We start from the raw sequence: 26,104 nt of genomic DNA, 5'->3' as shown, positions 1-26,104 counted from the left end.
CCCTGGCGTGTTGGAAACCGAATGAGCCGACTCTTCGAGACCCGGCCTGGCGACGATGGGCTACCGGGCCCCGAGCGGCGCCTGGCGGTACTGGCGCTGATTCTCGGCACGCTGATGGCCGTGGTGGACACCACCATGATCAACCTGGCGCTGCCTTCGATCGCCCGCGACCTGGAGGTGTCCGCCGCGCGTGCCGTCTGGGTCTCCAATCTCTACCAGATCGTCTGTGCCGCCTTCCTGCTGGTGTTCGCCTCCTTCAGCGAGATGATCAGCCGTCGCCGGCTCTACGTGGCGGGCCTGGCACTCTTCGTGATTGCCTCGCTGGGTGCCGCCCTGGCGCGCAGCCTGGAGCTGCTGCTCGTCTTTCGCGCTCTGCAGGGGCTTGGCGCCGCGGCGACGCTCTCCATCGGCCCTTCGCTCTATCGTTCCATCTTCCCCACCCGACTGCTGGGCTCCGCGCTCGGGCTGAGCGCGCTGATGGTTGCCGGGGGCTATGCGTCCGGCCCTGCCCTGGGTGGATTGGTCTTGTCGGTGGCCAACTGGCCCTGGCTGTTCGCCCTGCATATACCGTTAGGCCTGATCTCGCTGTGGCTGGCGTGGCGGGCGCTGCCGCGGGAGCCGGGTCGGCGCGGTGGCTTCGATGGTCGGGGAGCGCTGGGCTCGGTGATCATGCTGGGCAGCTTCTTCCTGGCCCTGGATGCCCTGGGGCACAACGCACCGGCCTGGCAGTGGCTGGGCTGGCTGGCCTTGAGCCTGGTGGCCGGGTATCTGTTCCTGCGTCGTCAGCGGCGCGCCAGCCATCCGCTGCTTCCTCCCAGGCTCTTTCAGGAGCCCCGCTTCAGCCTCGCGGTGTCGGCCTCCGGGCTCGCCTTCGTGGGGCAGGGCCTGGCCTTCGTGGCATTGACGTTCCTCTATCAGCAGGAGATGGGCTTTACACCGCTGGAGACCGCCTGGCTGTTCACCCCCTGGCCGCTCGCCATCATGCTGGTCGGCCCCTTTGCCGGCCGGCTGGCGGACAGGGTCAATCCCAGCATTCTGGCCAGTACCGGGCTGCTGCTGCTGCTGCTGGGTCTGGCCTCGCTGGCGCTGCTGGAAAGTGACGCCAGCGTGCTGGACAGCCTGTGGCGAACGGCGCTTTGCGGCATGGGTTTCGGGTTGTTCCAGCCGCCCAACAACCGCGAGATGATGACCAGTGCCCCGCGGGAGTTGAGTACCGCCGCCTCGGGGGTGCTCAGCACCACTCGCACCGTGGGGCAGTCGCTCGGCGTGGCGCTGGTGGGTGCTTTCCTGGCTGCCAATGCGCCGGTACAAGCTACCCTGTGGATCGGCTGTGTGGCCTGTATCCTGGCCCTGGCCGCGAGCCTTGCTCGAATGCCGCTGGCCGGCGCCGCCCAGGTGAGCTCGCGGCAGACGACGTCGCCACCTAGATAGTACAATGAGGCCTTATCCTTCTCCATGGAGCCCCTATGAGTGTCCAGGCCGATATCGAAGCGAAACTGCAGGCCCTCGAGCCCACGTTTCTGACGGTGGAGAACGAGAGTCACCGGCATGCCGTGCCGGCCAATTCCGAGACCCACTTCAAGGTCACGCTGGTTTCCGCGCATTTCCAGGGGTTGATGCCGGTGAAGCGCCATCAGCGACTCTATGCGGTGCTCTCCGATGAACTTGCCGGCCCTGTGCATGCCCTTGCGCTGCATCTCTATACCCCGGACGAGTGGGAAGCTCGCGGCGGTGCGAGGCCTGAATCGCCCGACTGTCGTGGCGGCAGCGCGTGACATCGGAGCCGCAGCGGCTGCAGTATCTGGAAGCCATGGGCCTGACCGCCTGGGTGGCCAGATACAGACTGCCCAATGCCCGGCCCTCCGAGGCGTGTGAGTGGGTCACGCAGGCTCCCGCCGCCGCGGTTGCGCCTGCCGAGCGCCTGCATGCGCTGCTGGAAGAGGCCGAACCGCCAGCAGCGAAGCAGCCCGCCAGTGTGACTTCCCCACCGCCCAGCATGCGAGCCGTGCAGCCGGGTCGAGCCAGGCAGATGCTGGGTGGAGATGCCGGGGAAGCTGGATCCGGCCCGGAGGCGGGCATCGAGGCAGTCGGCCCGCCGCGTGAAACCCCGCTAAACCAGGAGCCGCTGCGCTTCTCCTTGCAGGTGGCGTGCCTGGAAGACCGCTGGCTGCTGCTGAAGCCGGGGGACGAGCCGCCGACGGAAGTTCACCTGAACCTGCTCGGCAATCTGCTGCATGCCGTGGGGATTTCCCTGTCACGCTCACCCCGCTTCCAGGGCTTTCGCTGGCCTCCGGTGGAAGGGCTGCCCGCAGAGGCGCCACTGGAAGAGGCGAGGGAAGGGGTCCAGGCCTTCATTGCGGGAGCGGGTCGGCACGGCTGGGCACCGGAGCGGGTCTTGCTCTTTGGCAGCGACGAGACGCTCGAGCAGGTACTCAACCTGGACGGCGAGCACTGCGAACTGCTGGACCTGCCCGGCTGGCGGGCACCCGACCTCGATGAGCTGGCGAACAGCGCCGAGGCCAAGCGCGGCCTTTGGCCATCGCTGGTTGCGTGGCGTGAGGCCTGGTGCAGCAACAGCAAGGGTGGAGCGCCGTCGGACACTGGTGACGAGGCTCCAGGGCATGATTGAAAGCGTACTCCGGCGCCTGGGTGTGGCCGACCTGGAGCGCCTGGTGGCGCTGGAGCGAACCCGCCCTCGCCCCTGGGGCCGCGATCAGCTCGAAACGCTCCTGACTGACGAAGCGGTTTGCGTTCTGGGTGTCGAGGCGGAGGGACAGCTCGCCGGGCACGCCGTGGTGGCTCGCCTGCCTTTCGAGGCCGAGCTTCAGGCCATGCTGGTGGCACCGCCCATGCGTCGCCGCGGCCTGGCTGCGAGCCTGCTCACGGCAGTGATCGACCAGGCGCTGCGCTGGGAGAGCGAGCGATTGCTGCTGGAAGTCAGGGAGAGTAATGCGGGCGCCATCGCCCTCTATCGCCAGGCGGGTTTCGACGAGGATGGCAGGCGTCGTGGCTACTATCCCGCCTTGTCGCTCCCTGGGCTGGAATCGCCCGATCATGACGCTATCGCTCAGCCGCCGGCCGGCGGGAGAGCCGTCATGCCATCAGGATCAGGGCCAGAGGGGACTTCGGGCGCCGGCGCGGGGCGTGAGGATGCGATACTGATGTCGCGCCGGCTGCTGTAGGCTGGATCAGTCGTTGCTTGTTTCTACCTCTTCGAACTTGCCCAGCAGCGCGGTTAGCCGACGCTCCCACTCCTCGCGCTCCTGCTTGAGGCGGCTGTTCTCCTCGCGCAGCTCCTCGGCTTCCATCTTCAGCAATTCCAGTGCTTCTACGGCGCTGGCGACTTTCTGTTCGAGCCGATTGAAGAGTTCGGTGCTCATCCTGTCCTCCTGAAAAGACGTCCTGTGCGGCGGGCCCATGCCCGCCGTCGATCTCCGACGCGCAGCGTAACGCCGAGGGCCTCGGCTCGGCAAGCGTTGCCGAAAGGCGACGATGAAGCGTCAACTGCCGTCGGCCGGAAGCCGTCGATAAAGCCGCCCGGTGCTGTCCCCGGCGCGTATCTCCCGGTGGAGCTGCCAGCTGACCGGCACCTGGGGAGCCAGCTCCGATTCGGTTTCAAGATAGATATAGGCCTCCTCCGCCAGCCAGCCTCGCTCCAGCCACTCGCAGCAGGGCTGGGCCAGCTGTTGGCGAAAGGGTGGGTCGAGAAATACCAGCGTGAATGGCGGGGTGGCGTCGGTGGGGGGAGCGGCCAGAAAAGCGAGCGCATCGGCGTTAACCACTCGGCCGCGCTGAGTAGCGCCGAGGGTCCCGAGGTTTGTGCAAAGTGCCTGGGCGACGCGGGCGTCGCGTTCGACGAACAGCGCCTCCCGTGCGCCGCGGGAGATAGCTTCCAGGCCCAGGGCGCCGGTGCCGGCGAAGAGGTCCAGCGCACGCGCCCCCGGTGTCACTGGTGCCAGCCAGTTGAACAGCGTTTCCCGAACGCGGTCGGGGGTCGGGCGCAGGCCGGGACTGTCGAGCACCGGCAGCAGGCGGCGACGATACTCGCCACCAATGAGGCGCAGGCGACCGCCGCCATGACTCTTGCGGGGCTCGCTGGCAGTGCGGCGGGAGCGGGAAGGCGTACGGTGTCGTGTCATGGCCGAATTGTACCCCTCGACTTGTCCACAGTCATGGTGCGCGGTGGTAGGATGTAGCGATCATTCACCCGTGAGGCTGAATTCCCCCATGTTCGGTTTTTTCAAGCGCAAGAAGCAGCAGGAAGAGCAGCAGCAGCGGCCAACGGATTCGGAGCACCTGGCCGAGGAAGAGGCATCGGCGACACCGGCCCCGGCGGCTGAGGAAACCTCCCCCGAGCCGGCCCCTTCGGAGCCGGCAATCACCGAGGCGCAGCGGCCCGAGGAGGTTGCCATGGCCGGCCCGGCGGCCGCCGAGGCGCGTGAGGGGACCGATGCGGTCGATTCCCTCGGCCAGGAGGAGGAGAATGAGGTGCTGCGCGAGGAAGCGTTGTCGCCCGAATCCCAGCCCGCCACAACCCAGCCCGAGCCACCGACACCTGAGCCGTCTGGGTCCGAGCCCGAAGCCGAACCGTCGACACCCGAGCCTGAGCCCGGGCCTGAGCCGGCCCGCACGCCGCTGCAGGAAAAGCCGGTCTCCGAGAAAAAGGGCTGGTTCGCACGCATTCGCTCTGGCCTGGGCAAGACCCGCGCCAACCTCACCGATGGTATCGCCGGGCTCTTCCTGGGCAAGAAGCAGATCGACGACGAGCTGATCGAGGACCTGGAGACCCAGCTGTTGATGGCCGACGTGGGCATCGAGGCCACCACCGAGATCATCGACCGGCTTACCGAGCGTGTATCGCGCAAGGAACTCAAGGACCCCCAGGCACTGTATCGGGCGCTGCAGGACGAACTGGCCGTGATGCTCGATGCGGTGGCGCAGCCGCTGGCGCTGCCGCCCAAGGGTGAAGGCCCCTTCGTCATCCTGGTGGTGGGGGTCAACGGCGTGGGCAAGACCACCACCATCGGCAAGCTGACCCAGCGCTTCCAGCGCGAGGGCAGGAGCGTGATGCTGGCTGCCGGCGATACCTTCCGTGCCGCCGCGGTGGAGCAGCTCAAGGTATGGGGCGAGCGCAACAGCGTACCCGTCATCGCCCAGCACACCGGTGCCGACAGCGCGTCGGTGATCTATGACGCCGTCGCCGCCGCCAAGGCGCGCAAGGTGGACGTGCTGATTGCAGATACCGCGGGCCGGTTGCACAACAAGGGGCACCTGATGGAAGAGCTCAAGAAGGTGCATCGGGTGATGGGCAAGCTGGACGGCACGGCGCCCCATGAGGTGATGCTGGTGCTCGATGCCGGCACCGGCCAGAACGCCCTCTCCCAGGCGGCCACCTTCAACGAGGCCGTGCCGGTGACCGGGATCACCCTGACCAAGCTCGACGGCACCGCCAAGGGCGGCATCATCTTCGCCCTGGCCAAGCAGCTCGGCACGCCGATCCGCTTCATCGGGGTGGGCGAGAGCCTGGACGACCTGCGGCCCTTTGCGGCGCGGGACTTTGTCGACGCTCTCTTCGACCAGGACAACGATAGCGACGCTGCCTCCGCATGATCGTCTTCGAACACGTGGGGAAGCGTTACGGTGGGCGTTTCGACGCGCTGGCCAACCTCGACTTCTGCGTGCGCCGGGGCGAGATGGTCTTTCTCACCGGCCACTCCGGTGCCGGCAAGAGTTCCCTGCTGCGGCTGATCATGCGCCTGGAACGGCCGACCCGGGGGCGGGTGCTGGTAGCGGGCCACGATATCGCCCGGCTGCACGCCAGCCAGGTGCCGTTCTACCGTCGCCAGATCGGCGTGGTCTTCCAGGACCACCAGCTGCTGCTGGACCGCTCCATCTTTCACAACGTGGCGCTGCCGCTGGAAATCCGCGGCGTGGAGCCCCGCGAGGCAGCGCGCCGGGTGCGGGCGGCATTGGACAAGGTTGGTCTGTTGCATCGCGAGCGTGCGCTGCCCATTGAACTCTCCGGCGGCGAGCAGCAGCGGGTGGGCATCGCACGTGCTGTGGTCAACAAGCCATCGCTGCTGCTGGCCGATGAGCCTACCGGTAATCTGGACCCTCAGCTCTCTGCCGATATCATGGCCCTGTTCGAGGACTTCAATCGGATAGGTACCACCGTGGTGATTGCCAGCCACGACCTGGCCCTGATCACCCGGCTGCGGCATCGCATGCTGCGGCTGCGGGATGGTCGACTGGTGGCTGACGAGGAGGCAGCATGAGCCGAGGTGCCGCTCGTCAGCCACCACGGGGGGCGCGCAGCCAGGGCCAGGGTCCGCGCGCCGGCAGTCGGCTGCGCGCCTGGGGGCGCCACCATCGTGCCATGTGCCTGGACAGCGCCCGGCGCCTGCTCAGCCATCCGGTGGGCAGCCTGCTGACCATGCTGGCGATCGCCATCGCCCTGGTGCTGCCGGCGGCGCTGTGGCTGGCGCTGGACAGCGCCCGGCTGCTGGACGCCGAGCTGGAGGAGAGCGCCACCCTGACCGTCTACCTGGCACATCAGGTCGATGAAGCCCAGGCTGGACGCATCGACGAAGCAATCGCTGCCCATGAGGGAGTGGCGCGTACCCGCCTGATCACTGCCGCCGAGGGCATGGCCGAGTTCCAGCAGGCGCTGGGCCTGGCCGACGCCCTGGGTCGACTCGATGACAACCCGCTGCCGGCAAGCGTGGTGGTCACACCGGTGGACCCGGCGCCTGAGGCGGTACGCGAGCTGGCCGAGTCGTTGCAGGGTATGACCGGGGTGGATGAGGTGCGCCTCGACCTGGCCTGGCTGGAGCGGCTGCGCCACCTGGCTGAGCTCGGCAGTCGCGTGGCCCTGGCGCTGGGCGTGCTGTTCGGGCTCGGAGTGCTGCTGGTGGTGGGCAACACCATTCGCCTGGCGGTGGAGAGTCGTCGCCGGGAAATCGAGGTGGTGATGCTCATCGGCGCGACCCACGCCTTCGTGCGCCGCCCCTTTCTGTATAGCGGTGCCTGGTACGGCCTGGGAGGTGGCCTGCTCGCCTGGGGGCTCCTGGGCCTCGGCAGCGAGTGGCTGGCGGCCCCCGTCAGCGCCCTGGCGGCCAGCTATGGTGCCACCTTCCAGCTACCTCAGTTGGGCGCCGCGGGCTCGGCAACGCTGCTGATCTGCAGTACACTATTGGGCTGGCTGGGTGCCTGGATCGCTGTGAGCCGCCACCTCGCGGAGGTTCGGCCGCGGTAAAAAGCGGAGATTCGGCCGCGTTAGAGCGGAGATTCGGCCGCGTTAGAGCGGAGATACGGCCGCGGTAAGGGCCAGTGTGTCGGCTCGCTGGCACACACCCGCGGAATCTGCCACGCTAGCCAGTAAATGCGGAACATTCTGTGGTCGTGGCCGTCAAATATGGCGGTCACGAACAGTACGCACCAGGGTTTCGAGGGAGACAACCTGCATATGAGCACCAGTCTTCTACCGGTGGGACAGTTATCACCGGGCCACGACCTAAACGGGTATATTCAGGCGGTAAACGGCATCCCGATGCTGACCGCGGACGAGGAGCGCGAGCTCGCCTATCGCCTTTATGATGAGGGCGACCTGGAAGCGGCGCGCCGGCTGGTGTTGTCGCATCTGCGCTTCGTCGTGCATATCGCGCGCAGCTACTCCGGCTATGGCTTGCCCCAGGCCGATCTTATCCAGGAAGGCAATGTCGGCCTGATGAAGGCGGTGAAGCGCTTCGACCCGAACCAGGGTGTACGCCTGGTCTCCTTTGCAGTGCATTGGATCAAGGCGGAAATCCACGAGTTCGTACTGCGCAACTGGCGGATCGTCAAGATCGCCACTACCAAGGCCCAGCGCAAGCTGTTCTTCAACCTGCGCAGCGCCAAGAAACGCCTGGCCTGGCTGAGCAATGATGAAGTCAATGCCATCGCCAAGGACCTGGACGTCAAGCCTGAAGTGGTGCGCGAGATGGAAGGCCGTCTCTCGGCTCACGATGCCGGCTTCGATGCCTCGCCCAGCGATGATGAAGAGTCAACCTACCAGTCGCCGGCACACTATCTCGACGATGCCAGCTCCGATCCGGCCACCCTGCTCGAGGACAGCGACTGGGAGGACGATGCCAGTCGCCGGCTGCAGTTCGCCCTCGAGGCGCTGGACGAGCGCTCCCGCGACATCCTGCAGCGCCGCTGGCTGGCCGAGAGCAAGGCCACCCTGCACGAGCTGGCCGACGTCTACGGCATTTCGGCCGAACGTATTCGCCAGCTCGAGAAGAACGCCATGAAGAAGATCCGCCAGCAGCTGGGTGATACGCTGGCCGCTTGAGCCGCATCGCTCCCGCTCGCATGGACATCGAAGCCCCGGTCACTCACCGGGGCTTCGTACATAGGGGCTATGTGAATAGGGATTACGGACGGGGGCGTGGAGTCAGGCGCTCTGTCGGGCCTGGCGCATCAGCTGCGCCGAGAGCAGGGCCCACTGGTCCTCCCAGTGTTCGGTGGGAAGGCGCCGGAAGTCGCTGCGAACATACTGGGAGATGCGCCCCTCTACCTGGGCCATCAGCAGGTTGGCTGTCGCCGACACCGGCAGGGTGGGGCGGAAGCCTTCCCGCAGCTCGGCTTCTCGCAGCACCTGCTTGAGCTGGGTCTCCAGGCGCTCGAAGAGCTGATGGATACGCAGGCGCAGCCGGGCAGTCTCACCGGTCAGGACATCGCCGCCGAGCAGGCGTGACAGGCCGGGATTCTTCTCGGTGAAGGCGAGCAGCAGGGTGAGGATCTGCCCGCAACGCGGCACGGCGTCGGGGACTTCCTCGAGAATGCGGGTAATGCGCTCGAACAGCGTCTCTTCGATAAAGGCGATGAGCCCCTCGAACATACGCGCCTTGCTAGGAAAGTGGCGGTAGAGCGCTGCCTCGGACACGCCCACCTGGCGTGCCAGCGCCGCAATGGTGATGCGCTTGCCGCTGTCTTCCTCCAGCATCAGCGCGAGTGCCTGCAAAATCTGCTCGCGGCGGCTGGGTGGGGGAGTTGCCTGCGTCATGTTGGTATCTTTTTTTGGTTGTATTGCGGTACTGAAGGTGTGTCCGCCACGGCACGGTGCCGCGCGGACATCGCGTTCAGCCGGCGTCGTTGCCGTGGCGTTCGGCATCGGTGATCAGGGTGCCGACACCGGCGTTGGTGAATATCTCCAGCAGGGTGGCATGGGGGACGCGGCCGTCGATGATATGGGCGCTCGCCACGCCCCCCTTGACCGCATCCAGGGCGCAGCGAATCTTGGGCAACATGCCGCCATGTATGGTGCCGTCGGCGATCAGCGCGTCCACCTGGACGGTGGTCAGCCCGGTGAGCACTTCGCCCTCGGCATTCATCAGGCCGGCGACATTGGTCAGCAGCATCAGCTTCTCTGCGCCCAGTGCCTCGGCGACCTTGCCGGCCACCAGGTCGGCGTTGATGTTGTAGCTGTTGCCCTTGGCGTCGACCCCGATGGGGGCGATCACCGGAATGAAGTCGCGCTCGGCGAGCATCTCGATCAGGTCGGTGGAGATATGCTCGACTTCACCGACATGGCCGATATCGATGATTTCGGGAGCGGTCATCTCGGGGGTCTGGTGTTCCACCTTGAGCTTGCGCGCCCGGATCTGTGAGCCATCCTTGCCGGTCAGGCCGATCGCCTTGCCGCCGGCCTGGTTGATCAGGTTGACGATGCCCTTGTTGACCAGGCCGCCAAGGACCATTTCCACCACGTCCATGGTCTCGGCGTCGGTGACCCGCATGCCGTTGACGAAGCGTGACTCGATCTTCAGCTTGGTCAGCAGATCGCCGATCTGCGGGCCGCCACCGTGGACCACCACCGGATTGATCCCGACCTCTTTCATCAACACCATGTTGCGGGCGAAGGAGTCGATCAGGGTGTCCTCGGTCATGGCGTTACCGCCGTACTTTACGACGACGGTCTTGCCGGTGAAGCGCTGGATATAGGGAAGTGCTTCGGAGAGCACTTCCACTACCAGGCGCGGATCACGCGTTGTTTCGGTCATGTTCCTTCCTTAAATGAACGGGGTGCTGCCGTCAGCTCGGCAGCGTCAGCGCCGGGTCGACCTGCTTGAGGGCGTCGGCAAACCGTGCATGAATGCGGGCCAGCGCGTCATCGCTCTTGCCTTCGAAACGCAGGACCAGGACTGGCGTGGTGTTGGAGGCACGACACAGGCCCCAGCCGTCCGCGTAGTCGACTCGAATGCCGTCCAGGGTGGTCTTGACGCCATCGTCACCGAAGTCACCTTCGCGAGCCAGCTTCTCGACCAGCTCGAACTTGGTCTCGTCGGTGACGTGAACGTTGATTTCCGGCGTGCCGATATCCTGGGGGTAGCGTGCGAAGAAGGTGTCGGCGTCCTGATCCTGCCTGGACAGGATTTCCAGCAGCCGGGCGGCGCCGTAGATGCCGTCGTCGAAGCCGTACCAGCGCTCCTGGAAGAAGATGTGTCCGCTCATCTCGCCGGCCAGCAGGGCGCCGGTCTCCTTCATGCGCGCCTTGATCAGCGAATGGCCGGTGCGCCACATTTCCGGCGTGCCCCCGGCCTGCTCGATCACGCCGGCCAGGTTGCCCGTACACTTGACGTCGAAGATCACCTTCGCGCCCGGGTTACGTGACAGCATGTCTTCGGCGAAGGCCATCATCAGGTGGTCGGGGTAGATGAGCTGGCCGGTCGGCGTCACCACGCCGAGCCGGTCGCCGTCGCCATCGAAGGCCAGTCCGATATCGGCACCGCTTGCCTTCACCTCGCGGATCAGGTCTTGCAGGTTCTCGAGCTTGCCCGGGTCCGGGTGGTGGTTGGGGAAGGTGCCGTCGATCTCGGCGAACAGGGGGATGGTATCGGCACCGAGCCGTTCGATCAGCTTCGGGCCCAGCTCGCCGGCCACGCCGTTGCCGCAGTCCACCACCGCCTTGAGCGGGCGCGCGAGCGTAATGTCGCCGAGAATTCGCTCCAGGTAGGCGTCGCGCAGGTCGTCCTGGCGCACGCTGCCCTGGCCCTCGCTGAGGTCGCCCGACGCGATGCGCCGGTAGAGCGCGGTGATGGCCTCACCGGAGAGGGTCTCGCCGCCCAGCACGATCTTGAAGCCGTTGTAGTCCGGCGGATTGTGGCTACCGGTGACCATGACGCCCGAGGCGGTGCCTTCCAGAACGTGGGTGGCGAAGTAGAGTACCGGTGTGGGCACCATGCCGATATCGATCACGTCACGGCCGGCGGCGGTCAGTCCGCGGGTCAGCGCCTCGCTCAGCCGGGGGCCGGAGAGGCGTCCGTCCCGTGCCACCACCACGGTGGATTCGTTGCGGGCAGCGGCTTCCGAGCCGATGGCACGACCGATCAGCTCGACGGTCTCCTCGGTGAGGGTGTCATCGACGATGCCGCGAATGTCATAGGCACGGAAGATGGAGGCCGGTACGGGGCTGTTCATGACTGGGCTCATAGCGGTTCCTTGTCAAACAGGTGTGTTTTCATGTGCCAGGTTGCGAGGACCCTGCCGGGCGGCCCGCTCCATGGGACGGCCGGCGCGGTGTTTCGACTATCAGCGACGCCCCGAGCTGCCGAAGCCGCCTTCGCCGCGCAGGCTGGCCTCGAAGCCATCGACGATCTCGAGTTCGGCTTGCACCACCGGGACCAGTACATACTGGGCCAGACGCTCGAAAGGCTCCAGTACGAAGGTAGTGGTGCCGCGGTTCCAGGTCGAGATCATCAGCTCGCCCTGGTAGTCTGAGTCGATCAACCCCACCAGGTTACCGAGTACGATGCCATGCTTGTGACCCAGCCCGGAGCGGGGCAGGATCATGCCGGCGAGACTGGGGTCGCCGATGTGAATGGCGAGACCGGTACGTACCAGTTCGCACTGGCCGGGTTCGAGGGTCAGCGGCGCATCGAGCAGCGCGCGCAGGTCCATGCCCGCGGAGCCCAGCGTGGCGTAGCGGGGCATGTAGTCGTGCAGGCGCTCGTCGAGCAGCTTGACCGCAAGCCTGGGCCTGTCGGTCGGTGGGGTGACGGGCGGTATGGGCTGAGTCTCGGGCATGGTGGTTCCGTTGTGTGCGGCTACATTCGATTTGCGTTTGTCGCGCTCAGTGCGTCGGGCCGTCGGGCAGGCAGCTCAGGGCTCGCCTCAGAATAGCGTCGGCCAGCCGTGTCTTGGTCTGAGCCGGCAGGCTTTCGCTGCTTTCTCCTTCGCCATCACGCCACAGCAGCAGGGCGGCATTGTCATCGGCACCGAAGCCGAGACCTTCGGCAGAAACATCATTGGCGACGATCATGTCCAGCTGCTTGCGCGTCAGCTTATCCCGGGCGTAGGCCTCCAGGTCGCGGGTCTCGGCGGCGAAGCCCACCACCAAGGGGCGGTGGCTGGCCGGTTCGCGCTTGAGGGCGACATCGGCAATGATATCCGGATTCTTGATCAGCTTCAGCGTCAGGCCATCCTCGCCTTCCTGCTTCTTGATCTTGTGCTCAGCGACTCCGTCGACGCGATAGTCGGCCACCGCCGCACAGCCAATGAAAATATCGCACCCGGCGATCAGCCGGAGGCAAGCCTCATGCATCTCCCGCGCCGTTTCCACGTCGATGCGATTGACTCCATCGGGCGTCGTCTGTGTCACCGGGCCGCTCACCAGGGTGACCCGGGCGCCCAGTCGAGCGGCGGAAGCGGCCAGGGCATAGCCCATCTTGCCGGAACTGTGGTTGGAGAGGTAGCGCACGGGGTCCAGCGGCTCCCGGGTGGGGCCGGCGGTGATCACGATATGCAGCCCCTGCGCCGGCAGCTCCTGCGGCGGCGTCTCGGCGGGCTGAGCGAGGAGTTCTGCAACGATGGCTTCGGGCTCCAGCATGCGCCCCGGCCCCACGTCGCCGCAGGCCTGGTCACCGCTGTCGGGCCCCAGCAGGCGCCAGCCATCCTGCTGCAGGCGCTCGGCGTTGCGCTGGGTGGCCACGTGGCGCCACATGGCCTGGTTCATGGCCGGTGCCATGACCTTCGCGGCCTCGCTGGCCAGGCACAGGGTCGTGAGCAGGTCGTCCGCCATGCCCGTGGCCAGGCGCGCCATCAGGTCGGCGGTGCCGGGGGCGATGAGCACCACATCCGCCCAGCGAGCGAGCTCGATATGGCCCATACCGGCCTCGGCCTCGGGGTCGAGCAGAGAGGTGCGCACCGGCTCTCCCGTCAGCGCCTGCAGCGTCAACGGGGTGATGAAGGCCTGGGCGCCCTCGGTCATGACGACGCGCACCTCGCAGCCCGCCTGCTTGAGCAGGCGGGCGAGCTGAGCGCTCTTGTAGGCGGCAATGCCGGCGCTGATACCGAGAAGGACGCGCCGACCAGCCAGCCCGTTGCCTGAAGGAAGCGTTGACATGGCTGATTCCTGAACTGAAATCCGACCGCTTACCATACCATCGTGAGGGGCTTGGCGCAGCCGCGGTAATCTTTTGTGTTGCGTCTATAATGCCTTGTTAACAAGGATGCATGAGGAGAGGGCAGGGATGTCGATTCGTGATTGGCCCGAGGGCGAGCGCCCGCGGGAGAAGCTGCTGGCGCTGGGTGCCGAGGCACTGTCGGATGCCGAACTGCTGGCAATCTTCCTGCGGGTGGGCGTGGCCGGACGCTCTGCCGTCGACCTGGCCCGCGACCTGCTGCTGGCGTTTGGCGGGCTGCGCCAATTGCTGGAGGCCGACCAGTCGCGTTTCTGCGCCGAGCGGGGGCTGGGCACGGCAAAGTTCGTCCAGCTGCAGGCGACCCTGGAGCTCTCCAAGCGCCATTTGGCCAGCCAGCTTGCCCGTGGCGATGCCCTGACCTCGCCGAGCCTGGTGCGGGCCTATCTGGCCGCACAGCTGCGTCACCTGGGGCACGAGGAGTTCGCCGCGCTGTTTCTCGATACCCAGCATCGGGTCATCCAGTTCGAGTCGCTGTTTCGCGGCACCCTCGACAGCGCTTCGGTCTATCCCCGTGAAGTGGCACGACGCGCCCTCGAGCTCGGTGCCGGTGCCATCATCTTTGCCCATAATCACCCCTCCGGCGTGGCCGAGCCCTCTGATGCCGACCGGCGTATCACCCACCGGCTGCGCGAGGCGTTGGGGCTGTTCGAGATCCGGGTGCTGGATCACTTCGTCGTGGGCGACGGTGAGGTGGTGTCCTTCGCAGAAAGGGGGTGGCTTTAACTCTTCCTGATTACGACTCAGCAGGCGCCTGGTGGAGGCCGACGCGTTGGCGGTGATCGTTGGCGTCGGCAACACCGCCGGGAGGCCTGCGCTTCTAGTGAAGCTGCTCCTGCATAAGTAAAAGCAGCTGTAGGAGCGCTGCTCCGCATCGCGACTGGCGCCGCCAGGCGCCTCGGCGGAGGCCTCAGGGCTGGCGATGGCCGCCAACCTCGGCAACATTGCCGGGAGGCCTGCGGCCTCCAGTCGTGAGCTGAAGCTTCCTCCTACAGCGGCGTGGCAACGTTGGTGGAGAAAGTCGCTAAGGGAGGACGATTTATAACGTCTTGACCATCCGAGCTCTTTCAGTGTGGCTCAAGATTGGCCCGATGGCTGATCGAGGCGGGTAACTCTTTGTCGCCGGCAAAGCCCTAGGGCATGAAAGCTTGCGGGAGTAGGGGGCAAAGAGTGTAGAATACGCGGCTGCTATTGCCTGACGGGGTGTACTCTGCTATAAAGTGCAGCCTTTGAATTCCCTTGGGTCAAATGACAACGGGCTCGTTCCCGGTTTGCCCGACAGGTTTTGAACACTCAGGTTGAAATCACCTGGCCAAGCGGTTGGAGGCTCCCATGTCCAAAGTATGTCAGGTTACCGGCAAGCGCCCGGTGACTGGTAACAACGTTTCACACTCCCAGCGCAAGACCCGTCGTCGCTTCTTGCCGAACCTGCACTCCCACCGCTTCTGGGTGGAGTCAGAGAATCGCTTCGTGAAGCTGCGCGTCTCTTCCAAGGGTATGCGTATCATCGACAAGAAAGGTATCGACGCTGTGCTCGTCGATCTGCGCAAGCGCGGCGAAGCCGTCTAAGCGATACAGTCCAGGGAGAGAGCAGTCATGCGTGACAAGATCAGAATGGTGTCCAGTGCCGGTACCGGTCACTTCTACACCACCGACAAGAACAAGCGGAACACTCCGGACAAGCTCGAAATGAAGAAATTCGATCCGGTGATCCGCCAGCACGTGATGTACAAGGAAGCCAAGATCAAGTAAGCCTTGGTCGTCTTCCGCAGGTGTTCAAACCTGTTTTCTGAACCCGGCCCATGCCGGGTTCAGGCGTTTGTGAAAACACCACTGATGGGCGGCGTAGGGCAGTCCATCGACCGAGTTGAGCGAGCGACCCCATGCCCGAGCTTCCCGAAGTCGAGACAACCCGCCGCGGCATCGCCCCTCACGTGGAGGGCCGCGAGATCGTGGAGGTCATCGTGCGCCAAGGGCGCCTGCGCGTGCCTGTGCCCGAAGACTTCATCGATCGCCTGGTAGGCTCGCGCATCGGCAATCTGACGCGGCGCGCCAAGTACCTGCTGCTGCCTATTGAGTCCGGCCAGCCGGCCGGCAGTCTGATCTGGCACCTGGGCATGTCAGGCAGCCTGCGCATTGCAAGGCTGGGCGAACTGCCAAAGAAGCATGACCACATCGACCTGGTGTTCGACGATGGCGGGCTGTTGCGCTACCACGATCCACGCCGCTTCGGTTTCGTCGACTGGCTGGCCGGTGGGGTAGAGCAGGACCCGCGCCTGGCACGCCTGGGTCCCGAGCCACTCTCCGGCGCTTTCGACGGGGAGCGGCTATATCGCCTCTCCCGCGGCCGGCGCATGGCGGTGAAGCCGTTCCTGATGGACAACGCGGTGGTCGTGGGCGTGGGTAACATCTACGCGGCCGAAGCGCTCTTCCTGGCCGGTATCGACCCGCGCCGTTCCGCCGGGCGGATTTCCCTCGAGCGCTATGAGCGGCTGGCGGCAGCGGTTCGGGAGGTGCTTGCGGCCGCCATTACGCAAGGCGGGACTACCCTGCGCGACTTCGTCAGCGGCACCGGCGAACCCGGCTATTTCAAGCAGCGGCTCAACGTCTACGGTCGTCATGGGCAGGCTTGCCGGCGCTGTGGCGGCGAACTGCGACTGGTGACCCTGGGGCAGCGTGCCAGTGTTTTCTGTATCGAGTGCCAGCACTGATCGGCGGCTGCCGTCGACCGGTACCATTTTTTCTGAACTTCCGGGTGCTGCCAGGCATCGCCCGCACTTGCCGAGAAGCATCATGACGAACAACGTGACCCAGAACCTGCGCCTGAAGAAAAACGCCGATCGCCGCCTCAAGGCCGGCCACCTGTGGCTCTACTCCAACGAGATCGACATCGAGGCGACGCCGCTGAAAGGCATGGAGCCGGGCGCCCAGGTGATTGTCGAGGCGGCCAACGGCAAGGCGATGGGCGTGGCCTACGTGAACCCCAACTCGCTGATCAGCGCACGGGTCGTCTCTCGCGACCCCAGCATGCGTCTCGACCGCTCGCTGCTGGTGCATCGCTTCAACCAGGCGCTGGCGCTGCGCGAGCGGCTCTACGCCAAGCCCTTCTATCGGTTGGTACACGGTGAGGGCGACCTGCTCCCCGGCCTGGTCATCGATCGCTTCGACGACGTTCTGGTGGTTCAGCTCAACACCCTTGGCATGGAGCGGCTCGGTGAGGAGGTCGTCGCTGCGCTGGACAAGGTGCTCTCGCCGCGGGTCATCGTGTTCAAGAACGACTCCTCGGGTCGTCGCCAGGAGCAGTTGGAACGACAGGTCGAAGTGGTCAAGGGCGAGCTCTCCGGCCCGGTATTGATGGAAGAGAACGGCGTGCGCTTCAGCGTGCCGGTGCTCGACGGCCAGAAGACAGGCTGGTTCTATGACCACCGCGCCAATCGCGCCTGGCTCAATGGCCTGGTGGCCGGCAAGCGGGTGCTCGACGTATTCAGCTATGTGGGCGGCTGGGGCGTGCAGGCGGCGGCGAACGGGGCCAGCGAAGTGCTCTGCATCGACAGCTCCGCCCAGGCGCTGGAGCATGTCGCAGAGAACGCAACCCTCAACGGCCTGCAGGAGCAGGTGGCGGTAGGCGAGGGTGACGCCTTCGAGGCCCTGGCGGCACTCAAGGCGGATGGCGAGCAGTTCGATGTGATCGTCCTCGATCCGCCTGCCTTCATTCGCAAGCGCAAGGATATCCCCAACGGTGAGCGCGCCTATGCCAAGCTCAATCGTGAAGCGATGCGGCTGCTGGGCCGCGATGGCCTGCTGCTGTCTGCCTCCTGCTCCATGCACCTGGCGCCGGAGCGGCTGATGGAAGTCGTGCGGGGAGCGGTGCGTCATCAGGACCGCCATGGCCAGGTGGTATTCCAGGGGCATCAGGGATCGGATCACCCGGTGCACCCGGCGATTCCTGAAACGGCCTATTTGAAAGCCTTCGGCGTCAGGGTGTTCAGGGATTGACATGAACGCCTACGTTCGCGTCTTCGCCCACTCCAATGCGCTGCTGGTCAGCCACGTTCGCAACGTGCTGGCCGCGGCGGATATCCCGGTGGAGCTGCGCAACATGACCCTGGGCGGTGGCGCCGGCGAGCTGCCCCTGGGGGAGTGCGAACCGGAGGTCTGGGTGGCACCCCACAATCGGGCGCGTGCCGAGGCGCTGATACAGGATGCCATGGCAGAAGGCGATGATCGCGCTGACTGGACTTGTCCGGGGTGTGGTGAAACCCTTGAGGGGGTCTTCGAGTCCTGTTGGCAGTGTGGAACGGCAAGGGAGTGACGGATGAGCCTGGATTGGGATCTGCCTACCCCGTTCGTGATCGATATCGAGGTCGATGCCACCGATATCGATGAGTATGCCCACGCCAATAATACCGCCTACCTGCGCTGGATCGAGCGGGTCAGCTGGGCGCATTCGGAATGCCTGGGCCTCGATCTGGATCGCTACCGGGCGCTGGACCGGGCCATGGCCGTGCATCGTCACGAACTCGATTACCTGGCACCGGCCTTCGAGGGTGAGCGCCTGAAACTGGCGACCTGGATCGTCGATTGCGACGGCCGCCTGACCCTGACTCGCCGCTTCCAACTGATACGCCCGGCCGACGGCCGTACCCTGCTGCGGGCACGGACACGATTTGCCTGTATCGAGCTCTCCAGTGGCCGGCCGCGACGGCTGCCGGTCGAGTATGCGGCGACCTATGGCGATGCGCTGGTGGCCGAGTAAGTCTTCGTTGATTTCCTGACAAATGCTTTTCTGATGAGATGATTTTCTGCACAAATTCTGAGTTTTGCGATTTTTTATCGTATTGATCCGTGGATACTTCGTGTATGGACTGGCTGTGCTGTAATGGAAGCCAAGAGCAACAATAACGCTGTCCATGCCTCAGGAGTTTCCATGAAGATTGCCGTGCCGAAGGAAATCAAGAACCATGAATATCGCGTCGCCCTGACCCCGTCCGGGGTGCGGGAGCTGGTGGCCCGTGGCCATTCGGTTGCCGTTCAGACCGGCGCTGGCGAAGGCGCCGGCTTTCCCGATGCCAGCTACGAGGCGGCGGGCGCCAGCCTCGAGGCAAAGGTGGACACCCTCTGGCGTGACGCGGAGCTGATCCTCAAGGTCAAGGAGCCCCAGGCGGAGGAGTTGGCGCGTCTGACAGCTGGCCAGACGCTGTTCACCTACCTGCACCTGGCTGCCGAGGAGACGCTGACGCGGGGCTTGATGGAGAGCGGTGCCACCTGCATCGCCTACGAGACCATCACCGACCGCCAGGGTGGCCTGCCGCTGCTGGCGCCGATGAGCACCGTGGCGGGGCGTATGGCGGTTCAGGCCGGGGCGCACAGCCTGGAGAAGGCCCAGGGCGGTGCCGGCGTGCTGCTACCCGGCGTTCCCGGCGTTGCTCCCGGGAAGGTGGCGGTGATCGGTGGCGGGGTGGTGGGCGAGAACGCGGCGCGCATGGCGCTGGGGCTGGGCGCCGAGGTCACGGTACTCGATAAGTCCATTGAACGCCTGGAAGTCCTCGACGACCGTTACCAGGGGCGCATGAAAACCGTATTCTCCACTGCCGATGCGCTGGACCAGGTAGTGCGCGAGTCCGATTTGATCGTGGGGGCCGTTCTGATTCCCGGTGCCGCCGCCCCCAAGCTGATCACTCGTGCGATGCTCGCTGACATGAAGCCCGGCAGCGTACTGGTGGACGTCGCCATCGACCAGGGTGGCTGCTTCGAGACCAGCCGTGCGACAACCCACGACGATCCGACCTATATCGTCGATGGCATCGTCCACTACTGCGTGGCCAATATGCCGGGGGCGGTGGCCCAGACCTCCACGCTGGCACTGACCAACGCCACCATGCCCTTCGTCATCGCCCTGGCTGACAAGGGCTGGCAGCAGGCGCTTGCCGACGATGCACACTTCCTGCCGGGGCTCAACGTCCACGACGGCCAGGTCACCTACCGTGCCGTGGCCGAGGCCTTTGGGCTGGAGAGCGTCGACCCCTCTAGCCTGATTCGGTAATCGTCGAGTGCGCCTCAATAAGTGGCACTTTGGCGAGCGGCACCGTGGACAGGCCTTAGTGGAGGCCTGGTGCCATGGAAGGCCTCTTGCTCTTGTGGGGCAACAAGCCCAACTGGCTGTGTACGGCTGAGCCGCAGCCAGCGGGGCTGTTCCGGCGGCAAAGGTTGCCAATGAGGCGCTGTAAATCCTTCCCTGGACGCTACATTTGCCTTCCCTGGCAAATGACCTCATTGGCAACCTGCCCCCGGCGCCCCGCTATCCTGGCCAGTCGCCTTGTCCGCCTCCTCGCGTTACCATAGCGGGCATTTCCGCTAGCAGAGTCCGCCTTTCATGAGTGCAGCATCCCAGAAGACACGCGTTCTCACCGGCATCACTACCACCGGTACCCCCCACCTGGGCAACTATGTCGGGGCGATCAAGCCCGCCATCGCCGCGAGCCAGGATCCCACCGTCCAGTCCTACTACTTCCTCGCCGACCTGCATGCGCTGATCAAGTGCCAGGATCCCCAGCGGGTGCAGGAGTCGCGCCTGGAAATTGCCGCCACCTGGCTGGCGCTGGGCCTGGATACCGACAACGCCATCTTCTATCGTCAGTCCGACGTGCCCGAGATTCCCGAACTGACCTGGATGCTCTCCTGCGTCTGCGCCAAGGGGCTGATGAACCGCGCCCATGCCTACAAGGCGGCGGTGGCCGAAAACGAGGCGGCCGGCAACCAGGATCCGGACAAGGGCATCACCATGGGGCTGTTCGGCTATCCGGTCCTGATGGCCGCGGATATCCTGATGTTCAACGCCCACAAGGTGCCGGTGGGCCGCGATCAGATCCAGCACATCGAGATGGCCCGCGATATCGCCGGGCGTTTCAACCATCTCTACAAGGGCGACTTCTTCACCCAGCCCGAGGCGGTGGTGGACGACAACGTCGCTACGCTGAACGGACTCGACGGACGCAAGATGTCCAAGAGCTACAACAACACCATTCCGCTCTTCGTCGCCGAGAAGAAGCTGCTCAAGCTGGTGCGCAAGATCAAGACCAATTCGCTGGAGCCGGGTGAGCCCAAGGATCCGGACACCTGCACCCTGTTCCAGATCTACTCGGCCTTCGCCAGTGTTGAAGAGACGGCGGCCATGCGCTCGGAGTACCAGGCTGGTATCGGCTGGGGCGAGGCCAAGAACCGGCTGTTCGAGATGCTCAACGAGCAGCTGCGTGAGCCCCGGGAGCGTTATCTGGCGCTGATGGAGGATCCGGGGCATATCGAGCAGGTGCTGCTCAAGGGTGCAGAGCGGGCGCGCGCCGAGGCCGCGCCGTTCATGGATCGTCTGCGTCATGCCGCGGGGCTTGGCCGCTTCGTCTGACGGCCCAGACCAACCGCACCACCATGAGGGCGCCTTACGGGGCGTCCTCGCGCTTTCAGGCTGCACTTACCCGTCGCACTGTTCCCGCGCATTCCGAGCGGCTAGGCTTAACGAGTCGCAGTATTCGCGAATAGGTATCGTTGCCTGAGCCATTCGGCTGCATCAATCGAGGGAGTCAGCTAATGAACACGACGCTGGAGACGGGCAGGCCGCTGGTCGCCTCCCAGGTGCTGGCCGTGCTGCTACTGGCGGGTGCGCTGGCGATCGGTGTCGCCTTCGAGGCAAGAATGGGTGTGCTGATGGTGGTGGGGGCCGCCCTGGGCGTGGCGCTCTACCATGCCGCCTTCGGCTTCACGGCCGCCTGGCGGGTCTTTATCAGCGAGCGCCGTGGCCGTGGCCTGCGTGCCCAGATGGTGATGCTGGCCATTGCCGTGCTGCTGTTCTTTCCTGCGCTGGGTGCCGGCACCCTGTTCGGTCGCGAAGTGACAGGATTCGTCGCGCCCATCGGCGTTTCGGTGGTGGTGGGCGCCTTCCTGTTCGGCATCGGTATGCAGCTGGGCGGCGGCTGCGCCTCGGGCACCCTGTTTACCGCCGGCGGCGGCAATGCCCGCATGATGATCACCCTGCTGTTCTTCATCGTCGGCTCGGTGATCGGCAGCGCCCATTTCAGCTGGTCGATGGCGCTGCCGGCATTCCAGCCGACTTCCCTGGTGAATGAATTTGGCACCGGTGGCGGGATTCTGGTCAGTCTGGCCCTGTTTGCGGCTATCGCCTTGGTCACCGTCATCATGGAGAAGCGCCGTCATGGCCAGCTCGAAGAGGCGCCGAGGGTCAATGTTCTCAACCAGCGCTGGCTCGTGGGCCCCTGGCCGCTGCTGGCTGGGGCCGTAGCGCTGGCGCTGCTCAATTTCGCCACGCTGGCTCTGGCCGGGCGGCCCTGGGGTATTACCTCGGCCTTTGCACTGTGGGGTGCCAAGGGTTATGAGCTGCTGGGCGGCGACGTCAGCGGTTGGGGCTACTGGCAGGCACCCGGTAATGCCGCGGCGCTTCGCGCCAGCGTATGGAGCGACATCACCACGGTCATGAACGTGGGCATCATCCTCGGCGCCATGATGGCGGCCACCCTGGCCGGGCGGTTCGCCCCCAGCTTTCGTATTCCACTGAAATCATTGGCTGCCGCAGTGATCGGCGGGTTGATGCTTGGCTACGGGGCTCGCTTGGCCTTCGGCTGCAATATCGGCGCCTATTTCAGCGGCATTGCCTCGGGTAGCCTGCACGGTTGGGTGTGGCTGGTGGCGGGCTTCGCCGGCAACATGGTGGGTGTCAGGCTGCGCCCCCTCTTCTTTTCCGGTGGGCCGAGCCAGCCGCCACGGGTAAAGGGTAGTTGAGCCGGCCCCGGACGGGGCGGAGCATGATAAAGTTGGTGGCAAGGCGCCGTTAGAGCGCCCGTAGCCCGGATTCCAGTCAACGCATCGAGATCACAGATGACCACCGAACAAAGACGCCCACTCTACATTCCCTATTCCGGCCCTTCGCTGCTCGAGATGCCGCTACTCAACAAGGGCAGTGCCTTCAACCAGGAAGAGCGGCTGGAGTTCAACCTGATCGGCCTTCTGCCGCAGAACGTGGAGTCCATCGAAGAGCAGGCCGAGCGAGCCTATCTGCAGTACCGGCAATGTCACAGCGACCTGGATCGCCATATTCACCTGAGGGCCATTCAGGACGACAACGAGACGCTTTACTACCGACTGGTCTCCGAGCATCTCGAGGAGATGCTGCCAATCATCTATACCCCTACGGTGGGGCAGGCTTGTGAAGAGTTCTCCAATATCTATCGTAACCACCGGGGCCTCTTCATTGCCTACCCGGACCGGGAGCGAATGGACGACATCCTGCGCAGTGCTACCAAAGACAGGGTCAAGGTCATCGTCGTGACAGATGGCGAGCGAATTCTCGGCCTCGGTGACCAGGGCATCGGCGGCATGGGGATTCCCATCGGCAAGCTGGCGCTCTATACCGCCTGTGGTGGCATCAGTCCCGCCTATACGCTGCCGATAATGCTCGATGTGGGCACCAACAATCAGGCGCTGCTGGACGATCCCATGTACATGGGCTGGCGGCACCCGCGAATTTCCCAGGAGGAGTACGACGCCTTCGTCGATTCGTTCATCGATGCGGTGAAGCGTCGCTGGCCCAACGTTCTGCTGCAGTTCGAGGATTTCGCCCAGGCAAACGCTGTCCCGCTGCTGGAACGCTATCGCCATGAGCTATGCTGCTTCAACGACGACGTTCAGGGCACGGCATCGGTATGCGTCGGCACCCTCATGGCTGCCTGCCAGGCGCGGGGGGAGACCATGGCGGATCAGCGTGTCGTCTTCGTTGGCGCCGGGTCGGCGGGCTGCGGCATTGCCGAACAGGTCGTGGTGGCAATGCAGACGGAAGGCCTCTCCGAGCGAGAAGCGCGAGGGCGCGTGTTCATGGTGGACCGGGAAGGCCTGGTCACCAGTGACCAGGCCTGGCTGCGCGATTTCCAACGCCGGCTGGCACACGACCCCGCCATGACCGAGGGCTGGGATGGGCAGGCACTGGCCGAAGTGGCTCGGCAGGTGAAACCCACCGTCATGATCGGTGTCTGCGGCCAGAAGGGCATCTTTACCGAGGAGGTCGTGCGTGCCATGCATGCCGGCTGTGAACGGCCACTGATCATGCCGCTCTCCAACCCAACCTCCCGCGCCGAAGCGACACCCTGGGATGTCCTGAACTGGACCGACGGCCATGCGCTGGTAGCCACCGGGAGCCCTTTTCAGCCTGTGGTCTACGATGGCAAGACCTACCCCATCGCCCAGTGCAACAACGCCTATATCTTTCCCGGCATCGGCCTTGGAGTCGTGGCCAGCGGGGCCAGGCGCGTCACCGATGCCATGCTGATGGCCGCCTCACGTGCATTGGCACGGGAAGCACCGCTGGTCAAGGACGGGGAGGGTGCCCTGCTGCCGGCGCTTTCGCAGATCCGCGAGCTCTCCAAGGCCATCGCCTTCGACGTCGCCGCCCAGGCCCAGGGTGAAGGTGTCGCGCTCAAGACCGACGGCATCAAGCTGCGTCAGGCCATCGAGCGCAGCAGCTGGGAGCCGGAATACAGGCGTTATCGTCGCCGTTCTTTCTGAGTGGAACTTGACAGCGCTGCGCCACGCCGAGGTTCGGCGTGGCCTTTCCTGGTCTCATGCCAGTCGACGCGCCGCGTGTAGCGTTGATTCAATGCAGCGCGTTGGCCGGCAAGCGGACGCCAGCTGTTCTAGGCTGCAAAGAAAGGCTGGCGATTATCGAAGGAAGGCCGGCAGGGGGGGAAGGTGGCAGAAACAGACGAAGGGGACAGCACTACCGCCTACATGGCACCCGATATACCGTCCGACGAGGCAGCGCGGCTGGAGGAGCTGCACAGCCTCAAGCTTCTCGACAATACCTCCGACCTGCGTTTTGACCGCTATACCAATCTGGTCGCGGATATCTTCGACTTCCCCATCGTACTGATTACCCTGGTCGATCGTGATCGCCAATGGTTCAAGTCCAGCTGTGGGCTGAGCATGCGTGAAACCAGTCGCGACATCTCGTTCTGCGCCCACGCCATCAATGGCCATGATGTCATGGTGGTACCCGATGCCCGGGAAGACTCTCGCTTTGCGGGTAACCCCCTGGTGACAGGCGGTACCGGTATTCGCTTCTATGCCGGCGCTGTTGTCCACGGCCCTTCCGGCCAGCCGCTGGGCACCCTCTGCGTGCTGGACCGCAAGCCACGCTCGTTCGACGAAGCGCAGTGTCGCCGCCTCAGGGAATTTGGTGATCTGCTCGAAAGTGAAATCGCACACCGCCATGATCTGGAGATTGTGCGCGCCTCGATTCAGTTTTCAGCCTACTACGATCCACTCACGGGCCTGGCCAATCGCCGCCTGCTGCAGGACCGCCTGAGTCAGTTGACTGAGTGGGCCGACGGCGAGGAACGCCCCGTCGGTGTGCTGCTGTTTAATATTTCCGGACTGCGCTTGATCAACCAGAGTTTCGGTAGTGAGGTCGGGGACGACCTGCTCTGCCAGTTCGGGAAGCGCCTTCAGGCCCTGTGCCCGCCGGGCGGCACCCTGGCACGCCTTCAGGCTGATGAGTTCATTCTCTGCTTTTCGCCTCACAAGGGTGATGATCGATACATCGATGCCATGGCCAGTCAGGCCAGAGAAAAGTTGAGCCGTCCCTTTCTGGCTGGGGGGCGCCAGCACTACCTGCAGGTCAAGATCGGTGCCAGTGTCTTTCCCCAGCATGGCACGACGCCGGCGGGGCTGATCGAGCGGGCATCGGCGGCGATTCGTTTCACGGCAAGTGGGGAGACGCCGGGTATCTGCTTCTTTACCCATGAGGAGGCGCTGGATATCTCGGAGCGGCTGAGGATCGAGTCACGGCTTCAGCTCGCCCTGGAAAATTGCGGCCTGGAGCTGGCCTTCCAGCCCATCATCGATCTGTGGACCGGCCAGGTTGCTGCTGTGGAGGCGCTTTGTCGCTGGGAAGATGCAGAGCTGGGCAGGGTCGGTCCGGATCGCTTCATTCCCATTGCCGAGCAGAGTGGCTTGATCCACCTGCTGGGAGGCTGGGTCCAGCAGGCAGCCTGTGAACAGATTCGGCAATGGCAGCAATTGGGCCAGTGCCGGATTCCGGTTGCCATCAACGTGGCCGCAGCGGAGCTGCAGCATCCGGATTTTGCCAGAGACCTGCTGGCCATGCTGGATGCCCAAGATATCGATGCCGGGCTACTCTGGCTTGAAATCACGGAACACTCCCTGGTGTCGGATAGTCCGCTGCTGGCACGCAATCTGGCATTACTGACACAGGCGAAGATCCATCTGAGTATCGATGACTTCGGCACCGGGTATTCGTCGCTTTCCTATCTATGCCGCCTTCCCATCAGCGGCTTGAAGATCGATCGATCCTTCATCGAGCGTCTGCCCGGGGGAGAAAAGGAGCTGGCACTTGCCCGGTCGATTATCCGCATGGCTGATGCATTCGGTCTCGAGACGGTGGCAGAAGGGGTTGAGGATGAGCAGCAGCTGGCATGCCTGATTGATCAAGGGTGCCGTTTTGCCCAAGGGTTCCTCATTGCCCGACCTGTCTCTGCCGGGGAGGTGCCCGCATTGTGTCGACGTGCGTTGGTCCCTGGCCTCGCCCCGCCCGGCTCTTCAGGCAAGCGGTAGAAAGCTCGAGAAGG

27 protein-coding genes are annotated in these 26,104 nt (G+C 64.8%); 20 read left to right on the top strand and 7 right to left on the bottom strand.

Going from position 1 to position 26,104, the window contains the following annotated elements; all coding sequences use genetic code 11:
* The first annotated feature begins 21 nt into the window (after positions 1–21).
* The 4 genes from KZO25_RS07855 to KZO25_RS07840 are packed head-to-tail and all read left to right on the top strand — an operon-like array spanning position 22 to position 3,182.
* Complete coding sequence (locus KZO25_RS07855; RefSeq protein WP_066451088.1) at positions 22–1,431, top strand: MFS transporter; 1,410 nt, start codon at positions 22–24, stop codon at positions 1,429–1,431.
* Between the two features lie 35 nt (positions 1,432–1,466).
* Positions 1,467–1,775, top strand: coding sequence for a BolA family protein (locus KZO25_RS07850; RefSeq protein ID WP_066451086.1), 309 nt, complete (start codon positions 1,467–1,469; stop codon positions 1,773–1,775).
* The gene (locus tag KZO25_RS07845; protein WP_223136521.1) at positions 1,772–2,629 is read left to right on the top strand and encodes a hypothetical protein; all 858 of its coding nucleotides are present in this window, start codon (positions 1,772–1,774) and stop codon (positions 2,627–2,629) included. Before KZO25_RS07850 ends, KZO25_RS07845 begins: the two co-directional genes overlap by 4 nt.
* The gene (locus KZO25_RS07840; RefSeq protein WP_083517607.1) at positions 2,622–3,182 is read left to right on the top strand and encodes a GNAT family N-acetyltransferase; all 561 of its coding nucleotides are present in this window, start codon (positions 2,622–2,624) and stop codon (positions 3,180–3,182) included. The genes KZO25_RS07845 and KZO25_RS07840 overlap by 8 nt, the downstream gene beginning before the upstream one ends.
* Positions 3,183–3,188: 6 nt before the next feature.
* Here the strand turns inward: KZO25_RS07840 and KZO25_RS07835 are convergent, their stop codons facing one another.
* Positions 3,189–3,380, bottom strand: a complete 192-nt coding sequence (locus KZO25_RS07835) for a cell division protein ZapB (protein ID WP_066451081.1) — start codon at positions 3,378–3,380, stop codon at positions 3,189–3,191.
* A gap of 120 nt (positions 3,381–3,500) precedes the next feature.
* Complete coding sequence (rsmD, locus tag KZO25_RS07830) at positions 3,501–4,139, bottom strand: 16S rRNA (guanine(966)-N(2))-methyltransferase RsmD (protein WP_223136520.1); 639 nt, start codon at positions 4,137–4,139, stop codon at positions 3,501–3,503.
* Between the two features lie 88 nt (positions 4,140–4,227).
* Between rsmD and ftsY the strand changes: the two genes are divergently transcribed.
* The 4 genes from ftsY to rpoH all read left to right on the top strand — a co-directional run bounded on the left by ftsY (position 4,228) and on the right by rpoH (position 8,332).
* Positions 4,228–5,610, top strand: coding sequence for a signal recognition particle-docking protein FtsY (gene ftsY, locus KZO25_RS07825; RefSeq protein ID WP_223136519.1), 1,383 nt, complete (start codon positions 4,228–4,230; stop codon positions 5,608–5,610).
* Positions 5,607–6,275, top strand: a complete 669-nt coding sequence (gene ftsE / locus KZO25_RS07820; protein ID WP_223136518.1) for a cell division ATP-binding protein FtsE — start codon at positions 5,607–5,609, stop codon at positions 6,273–6,275. Before ftsY ends, ftsE begins: the two co-directional genes overlap by 4 nt.
* Positions 6,272–7,255 carry a permease-like cell division protein FtsX gene (ftsX, locus tag KZO25_RS07815; protein ID WP_223136517.1) on the top strand — a complete coding sequence of 328 codons (984 nt, stop codon included), beginning with the start codon at positions 6,272–6,274 and terminating at the stop codon, positions 7,253–7,255. The genes ftsE and ftsX overlap by 4 nt, the downstream gene beginning before the upstream one ends.
* 210 nt (positions 7,256–7,465) lie before the next feature.
* Positions 7,466–8,332: an RNA polymerase sigma factor RpoH gene (rpoH, locus tag KZO25_RS07810; protein ID WP_223136516.1), complete on the top strand. Its 867-nt coding sequence runs from the start codon at positions 7,466–7,468 to the stop codon at positions 8,330–8,332.
* Between the two features lie 102 nt (positions 8,333–8,434).
* Here the strand turns inward: rpoH and slmA are convergent, their stop codons facing one another.
* From slmA to coaBC, 5 genes are all read right to left on the bottom strand, one after another.
* Positions 8,435–9,046 (bottom strand): nucleoid occlusion factor SlmA, encoded by a 612-nt coding sequence (gene slmA, locus KZO25_RS07805; protein WP_066451066.1) that lies wholly within the window; start codon positions 9,044–9,046, stop codon positions 8,435–8,437.
* 76 nt (positions 9,047–9,122) lie between these two features.
* Positions 9,123–10,043, bottom strand: a complete 921-nt coding sequence (argB, locus tag KZO25_RS07800) for an acetylglutamate kinase (RefSeq protein ID WP_066451063.1) — start codon at positions 10,041–10,043, stop codon at positions 9,123–9,125.
* Between the two features lie 31 nt (positions 10,044–10,074).
* Positions 10,075–11,460: a phosphomannomutase/phosphoglucomutase gene (locus tag KZO25_RS07795; RefSeq protein ID WP_223136515.1), complete on the bottom strand. Its 1,386-nt coding sequence runs from the start codon at positions 11,458–11,460 to the stop codon at positions 10,075–10,077.
* A 111-nt stretch (positions 11,461–11,571) separates the two neighbouring features.
* Positions 11,572–12,066 (bottom strand): dUTP diphosphatase, encoded by a 495-nt coding sequence (dut, locus tag KZO25_RS07790; protein ID WP_223136514.1) that lies wholly within the window; start codon positions 12,064–12,066, stop codon positions 11,572–11,574.
* A 46-nt stretch (positions 12,067–12,112) separates the two neighbouring features.
* Positions 12,113–13,384: a bifunctional phosphopantothenoylcysteine decarboxylase/phosphopantothenate--cysteine ligase CoaBC gene (gene coaBC / locus KZO25_RS07785; protein WP_223136513.1), complete on the bottom strand. Its 1,272-nt coding sequence runs from the start codon at positions 13,382–13,384 to the stop codon at positions 12,113–12,115.
* Positions 13,385–13,511: 127 nt separating this feature from the next.
* Here coaBC and radC point away from each other — a divergent pair, with 127 nt between their 5' ends.
* From radC to KZO25_RS07725, 12 genes are all read left to right on the top strand, one after another.
* On the top strand, positions 13,512–14,186 hold the full coding sequence (gene radC, locus KZO25_RS07780) for a RadC family protein (protein ID WP_223136512.1): 675 nt from the start codon (positions 13,512–13,514) through the stop codon (positions 14,184–14,186).
* A gap of 606 nt (positions 14,187–14,792) precedes the next feature.
* Positions 14,793–15,029 carry a 50S ribosomal protein L28 gene (gene rpmB / locus KZO25_RS07775; RefSeq protein WP_066451038.1) on the top strand — a complete coding sequence of 79 codons (237 nt, stop codon included), beginning with the start codon at positions 14,793–14,795 and terminating at the stop codon, positions 15,027–15,029.
* A gap of 27 nt (positions 15,030–15,056) precedes the next feature.
* Positions 15,057–15,212, top strand: coding sequence for a 50S ribosomal protein L33 (rpmG, locus tag KZO25_RS07770; RefSeq protein ID WP_066451035.1), 156 nt, complete (start codon positions 15,057–15,059; stop codon positions 15,210–15,212).
* Positions 15,213–15,343: 131 nt separating this feature from the next.
* Positions 15,344–16,171, top strand: a complete 828-nt coding sequence (mutM, locus tag KZO25_RS07765; RefSeq protein ID WP_223136511.1) for a bifunctional DNA-formamidopyrimidine glycosylase/DNA-(apurinic or apyrimidinic site) lyase — start codon at positions 15,344–15,346, stop codon at positions 16,169–16,171.
* An 82-nt stretch (positions 16,172–16,253) separates the two neighbouring features.
* The gene (locus tag KZO25_RS07760; RefSeq protein WP_262488898.1) at positions 16,254–17,456 is read left to right on the top strand and encodes a class I SAM-dependent rRNA methyltransferase; all 1,203 of its coding nucleotides are present in this window, start codon (positions 16,254–16,256) and stop codon (positions 17,454–17,456) included.
* Position 17,457: 1 nt separating this feature from the next.
* Positions 17,458–17,772, top strand: coding sequence for a DUF2007 domain-containing protein (locus KZO25_RS07755; RefSeq protein WP_223136510.1), 315 nt, complete (start codon positions 17,458–17,460; stop codon positions 17,770–17,772).
* A gap of 9 nt (positions 17,773–17,781) precedes the next feature.
* Positions 17,782–18,216 (top strand): acyl-CoA thioesterase, encoded by a 435-nt coding sequence (locus KZO25_RS07750; protein ID WP_223136557.1) that lies wholly within the window; start codon positions 17,782–17,784, stop codon positions 18,214–18,216.
* A gap of 171 nt (positions 18,217–18,387) precedes the next feature.
* A complete protein-coding gene (ald, locus tag KZO25_RS07745; RefSeq protein WP_223136509.1) occupies positions 18,388–19,503 on the top strand; it encodes an alanine dehydrogenase in 1,116 nt (371 codons plus the stop codon).
* Positions 19,504–19,833: 330 nt separating this feature from the next.
* Entirely contained in the window at positions 19,834–20,859 is a 1,026-nt protein-coding gene (locus KZO25_RS07740; RefSeq protein ID WP_223136508.1) for a tryptophan--tRNA ligase, read from the top strand.
* Positions 20,860–21,041: 182 nt separating this feature from the next.
* Complete coding sequence (locus KZO25_RS07735) at positions 21,042–22,247, top strand: YeeE/YedE family protein (protein WP_223136507.1); 1,206 nt, start codon at positions 21,042–21,044, stop codon at positions 22,245–22,247.
* 96 nt (positions 22,248–22,343) lie between these two features.
* The gene (locus tag KZO25_RS07730; protein ID WP_223136506.1) at positions 22,344–24,023 is read left to right on the top strand and encodes an NAD-dependent malic enzyme; all 1,680 of its coding nucleotides are present in this window, start codon (positions 22,344–22,346) and stop codon (positions 24,021–24,023) included.
* Positions 24,024–24,206: 183 nt separating this feature from the next.
* On the top strand, positions 24,207–26,090 hold the full coding sequence (locus KZO25_RS07725) for an EAL domain-containing protein (RefSeq protein WP_223136505.1): 1,884 nt from the start codon (positions 24,207–24,209) through the stop codon (positions 26,088–26,090).
* The last annotated feature ends 14 nt before the right edge of the window (positions 26,091–26,104 follow it).

Origin of the sequence: Halomonas sp. ANAO-440 (genome assembly GCF_019915905.1) — a bacterium.
In the GTDB taxonomy this organism is placed as follows: domain Bacteria; phylum Pseudomonadota; class Gammaproteobacteria; order Pseudomonadales; family Halomonadaceae; genus Halomonas; species Halomonas chromatireducens.
Note: the sequence above shows the minus strand (reverse complement) of the source record. Positions and strands in the feature narration are given on the sequence as shown.

What these genes read in the sequence shown, in the direction of transcription:
- KZO25_RS07835 (WP_066451081.1), bottom strand. Translation starts at nt 3,380, where the DNA reads ATGAGCACCGAACTCTTCAATCGGCTCGAACAGAAAGTCGCCAGCGCC.
- ftsX (WP_223136517.1), top strand. Translation starts at nt 6,272, where the DNA reads ATGAGCCGAGGTGCCGCTCGTCAGCCACCACGGGGGGCGCGCAGCCAG.
- KZO25_RS07840 (WP_083517607.1), top strand. Translation starts at nt 2,622, where the DNA reads ATGATTGAAAGCGTACTCCGGCGCCTGGGTGTGGCCGACCTGGAGCGC.
- KZO25_RS07855 (WP_066451088.1), top strand. Translation starts at nt 22, where the DNA reads ATGAGCCGACTCTTCGAGACCCGGCCTGGCGACGATGGGCTACCGGGC.
- ftsY (WP_223136519.1), top strand. Translation starts at nt 4,228, where the DNA reads ATGTTCGGTTTTTTCAAGCGCAAGAAGCAGCAGGAAGAGCAGCAGCAG.
- ftsE (WP_223136518.1), top strand. Translation starts at nt 5,607, where the DNA reads ATGATCGTCTTCGAACACGTGGGGAAGCGTTACGGTGGGCGTTTCGAC.
- rpmG (WP_066451035.1), top strand. Translation starts at nt 15,057, where the DNA reads ATGCGTGACAAGATCAGAATGGTGTCCAGTGCCGGTACCGGTCACTTC.
- mutM (WP_223136511.1), top strand. Translation starts at nt 15,344, where the DNA reads ATGCCCGAGCTTCCCGAAGTCGAGACAACCCGCCGCGGCATCGCCCCT.
- rsmD (WP_223136520.1), bottom strand. Translation starts at nt 4,139, where the DNA reads ATGACACGACACCGTACGCCTTCCCGCTCCCGCCGCACTGCCAGCGAG.
- rpoH (WP_223136516.1), top strand. Translation starts at nt 7,466, where the DNA reads ATGAGCACCAGTCTTCTACCGGTGGGACAGTTATCACCGGGCCACGAC.
- KZO25_RS07735 (WP_223136507.1), top strand. Translation starts at nt 21,042, where the DNA reads ATGAACACGACGCTGGAGACGGGCAGGCCGCTGGTCGCCTCCCAGGTG.
- ald (WP_223136509.1), top strand. Translation starts at nt 18,388, where the DNA reads ATGAAGATTGCCGTGCCGAAGGAAATCAAGAACCATGAATATCGCGTC.
- rpmB (WP_066451038.1), top strand. Translation starts at nt 14,793, where the DNA reads ATGTCCAAAGTATGTCAGGTTACCGGCAAGCGCCCGGTGACTGGTAAC.
- argB (WP_066451063.1), bottom strand. Translation starts at nt 10,043, where the DNA reads ATGACCGAAACAACGCGTGATCCGCGCCTGGTAGTGGAAGTGCTCTCC.
- dut (WP_223136514.1), bottom strand. Translation starts at nt 12,066, where the DNA reads ATGCCCGAGACTCAGCCCATACCGCCCGTCACCCCACCGACCGACAGG.
- KZO25_RS07850 (WP_066451086.1), top strand. Translation starts at nt 1,467, where the DNA reads ATGAGTGTCCAGGCCGATATCGAAGCGAAACTGCAGGCCCTCGAGCCC.
- radC (WP_223136512.1), top strand. Translation starts at nt 13,512, where the DNA reads ATGTCGATTCGTGATTGGCCCGAGGGCGAGCGCCCGCGGGAGAAGCTG.
- KZO25_RS07795 (WP_223136515.1), bottom strand. Translation starts at nt 11,460, where the DNA reads ATGAACAGCCCCGTACCGGCCTCCATCTTCCGTGCCTATGACATTCGC.
- KZO25_RS07755 (WP_223136510.1), top strand. Translation starts at nt 17,458, where the DNA reads ATGAACGCCTACGTTCGCGTCTTCGCCCACTCCAATGCGCTGCTGGTC.
- slmA (WP_066451066.1), bottom strand. Translation starts at nt 9,046, where the DNA reads ATGACGCAGGCAACTCCCCCACCCAGCCGCCGCGAGCAGATTTTGCAG.
- coaBC (WP_223136513.1), bottom strand. Translation starts at nt 13,384, where the DNA reads ATGTCAACGCTTCCTTCAGGCAACGGGCTGGCTGGTCGGCGCGTCCTT.
- KZO25_RS07740 (WP_223136508.1), top strand. Translation starts at nt 19,834, where the DNA reads ATGAGTGCAGCATCCCAGAAGACACGCGTTCTCACCGGCATCACTACC.
- KZO25_RS07730 (WP_223136506.1), top strand. Translation starts at nt 22,344, where the DNA reads ATGACCACCGAACAAAGACGCCCACTCTACATTCCCTATTCCGGCCCT.
- KZO25_RS07760 (WP_262488898.1), top strand. Translation starts at nt 16,254, where the DNA reads ATGACGAACAACGTGACCCAGAACCTGCGCCTGAAGAAAAACGCCGAT.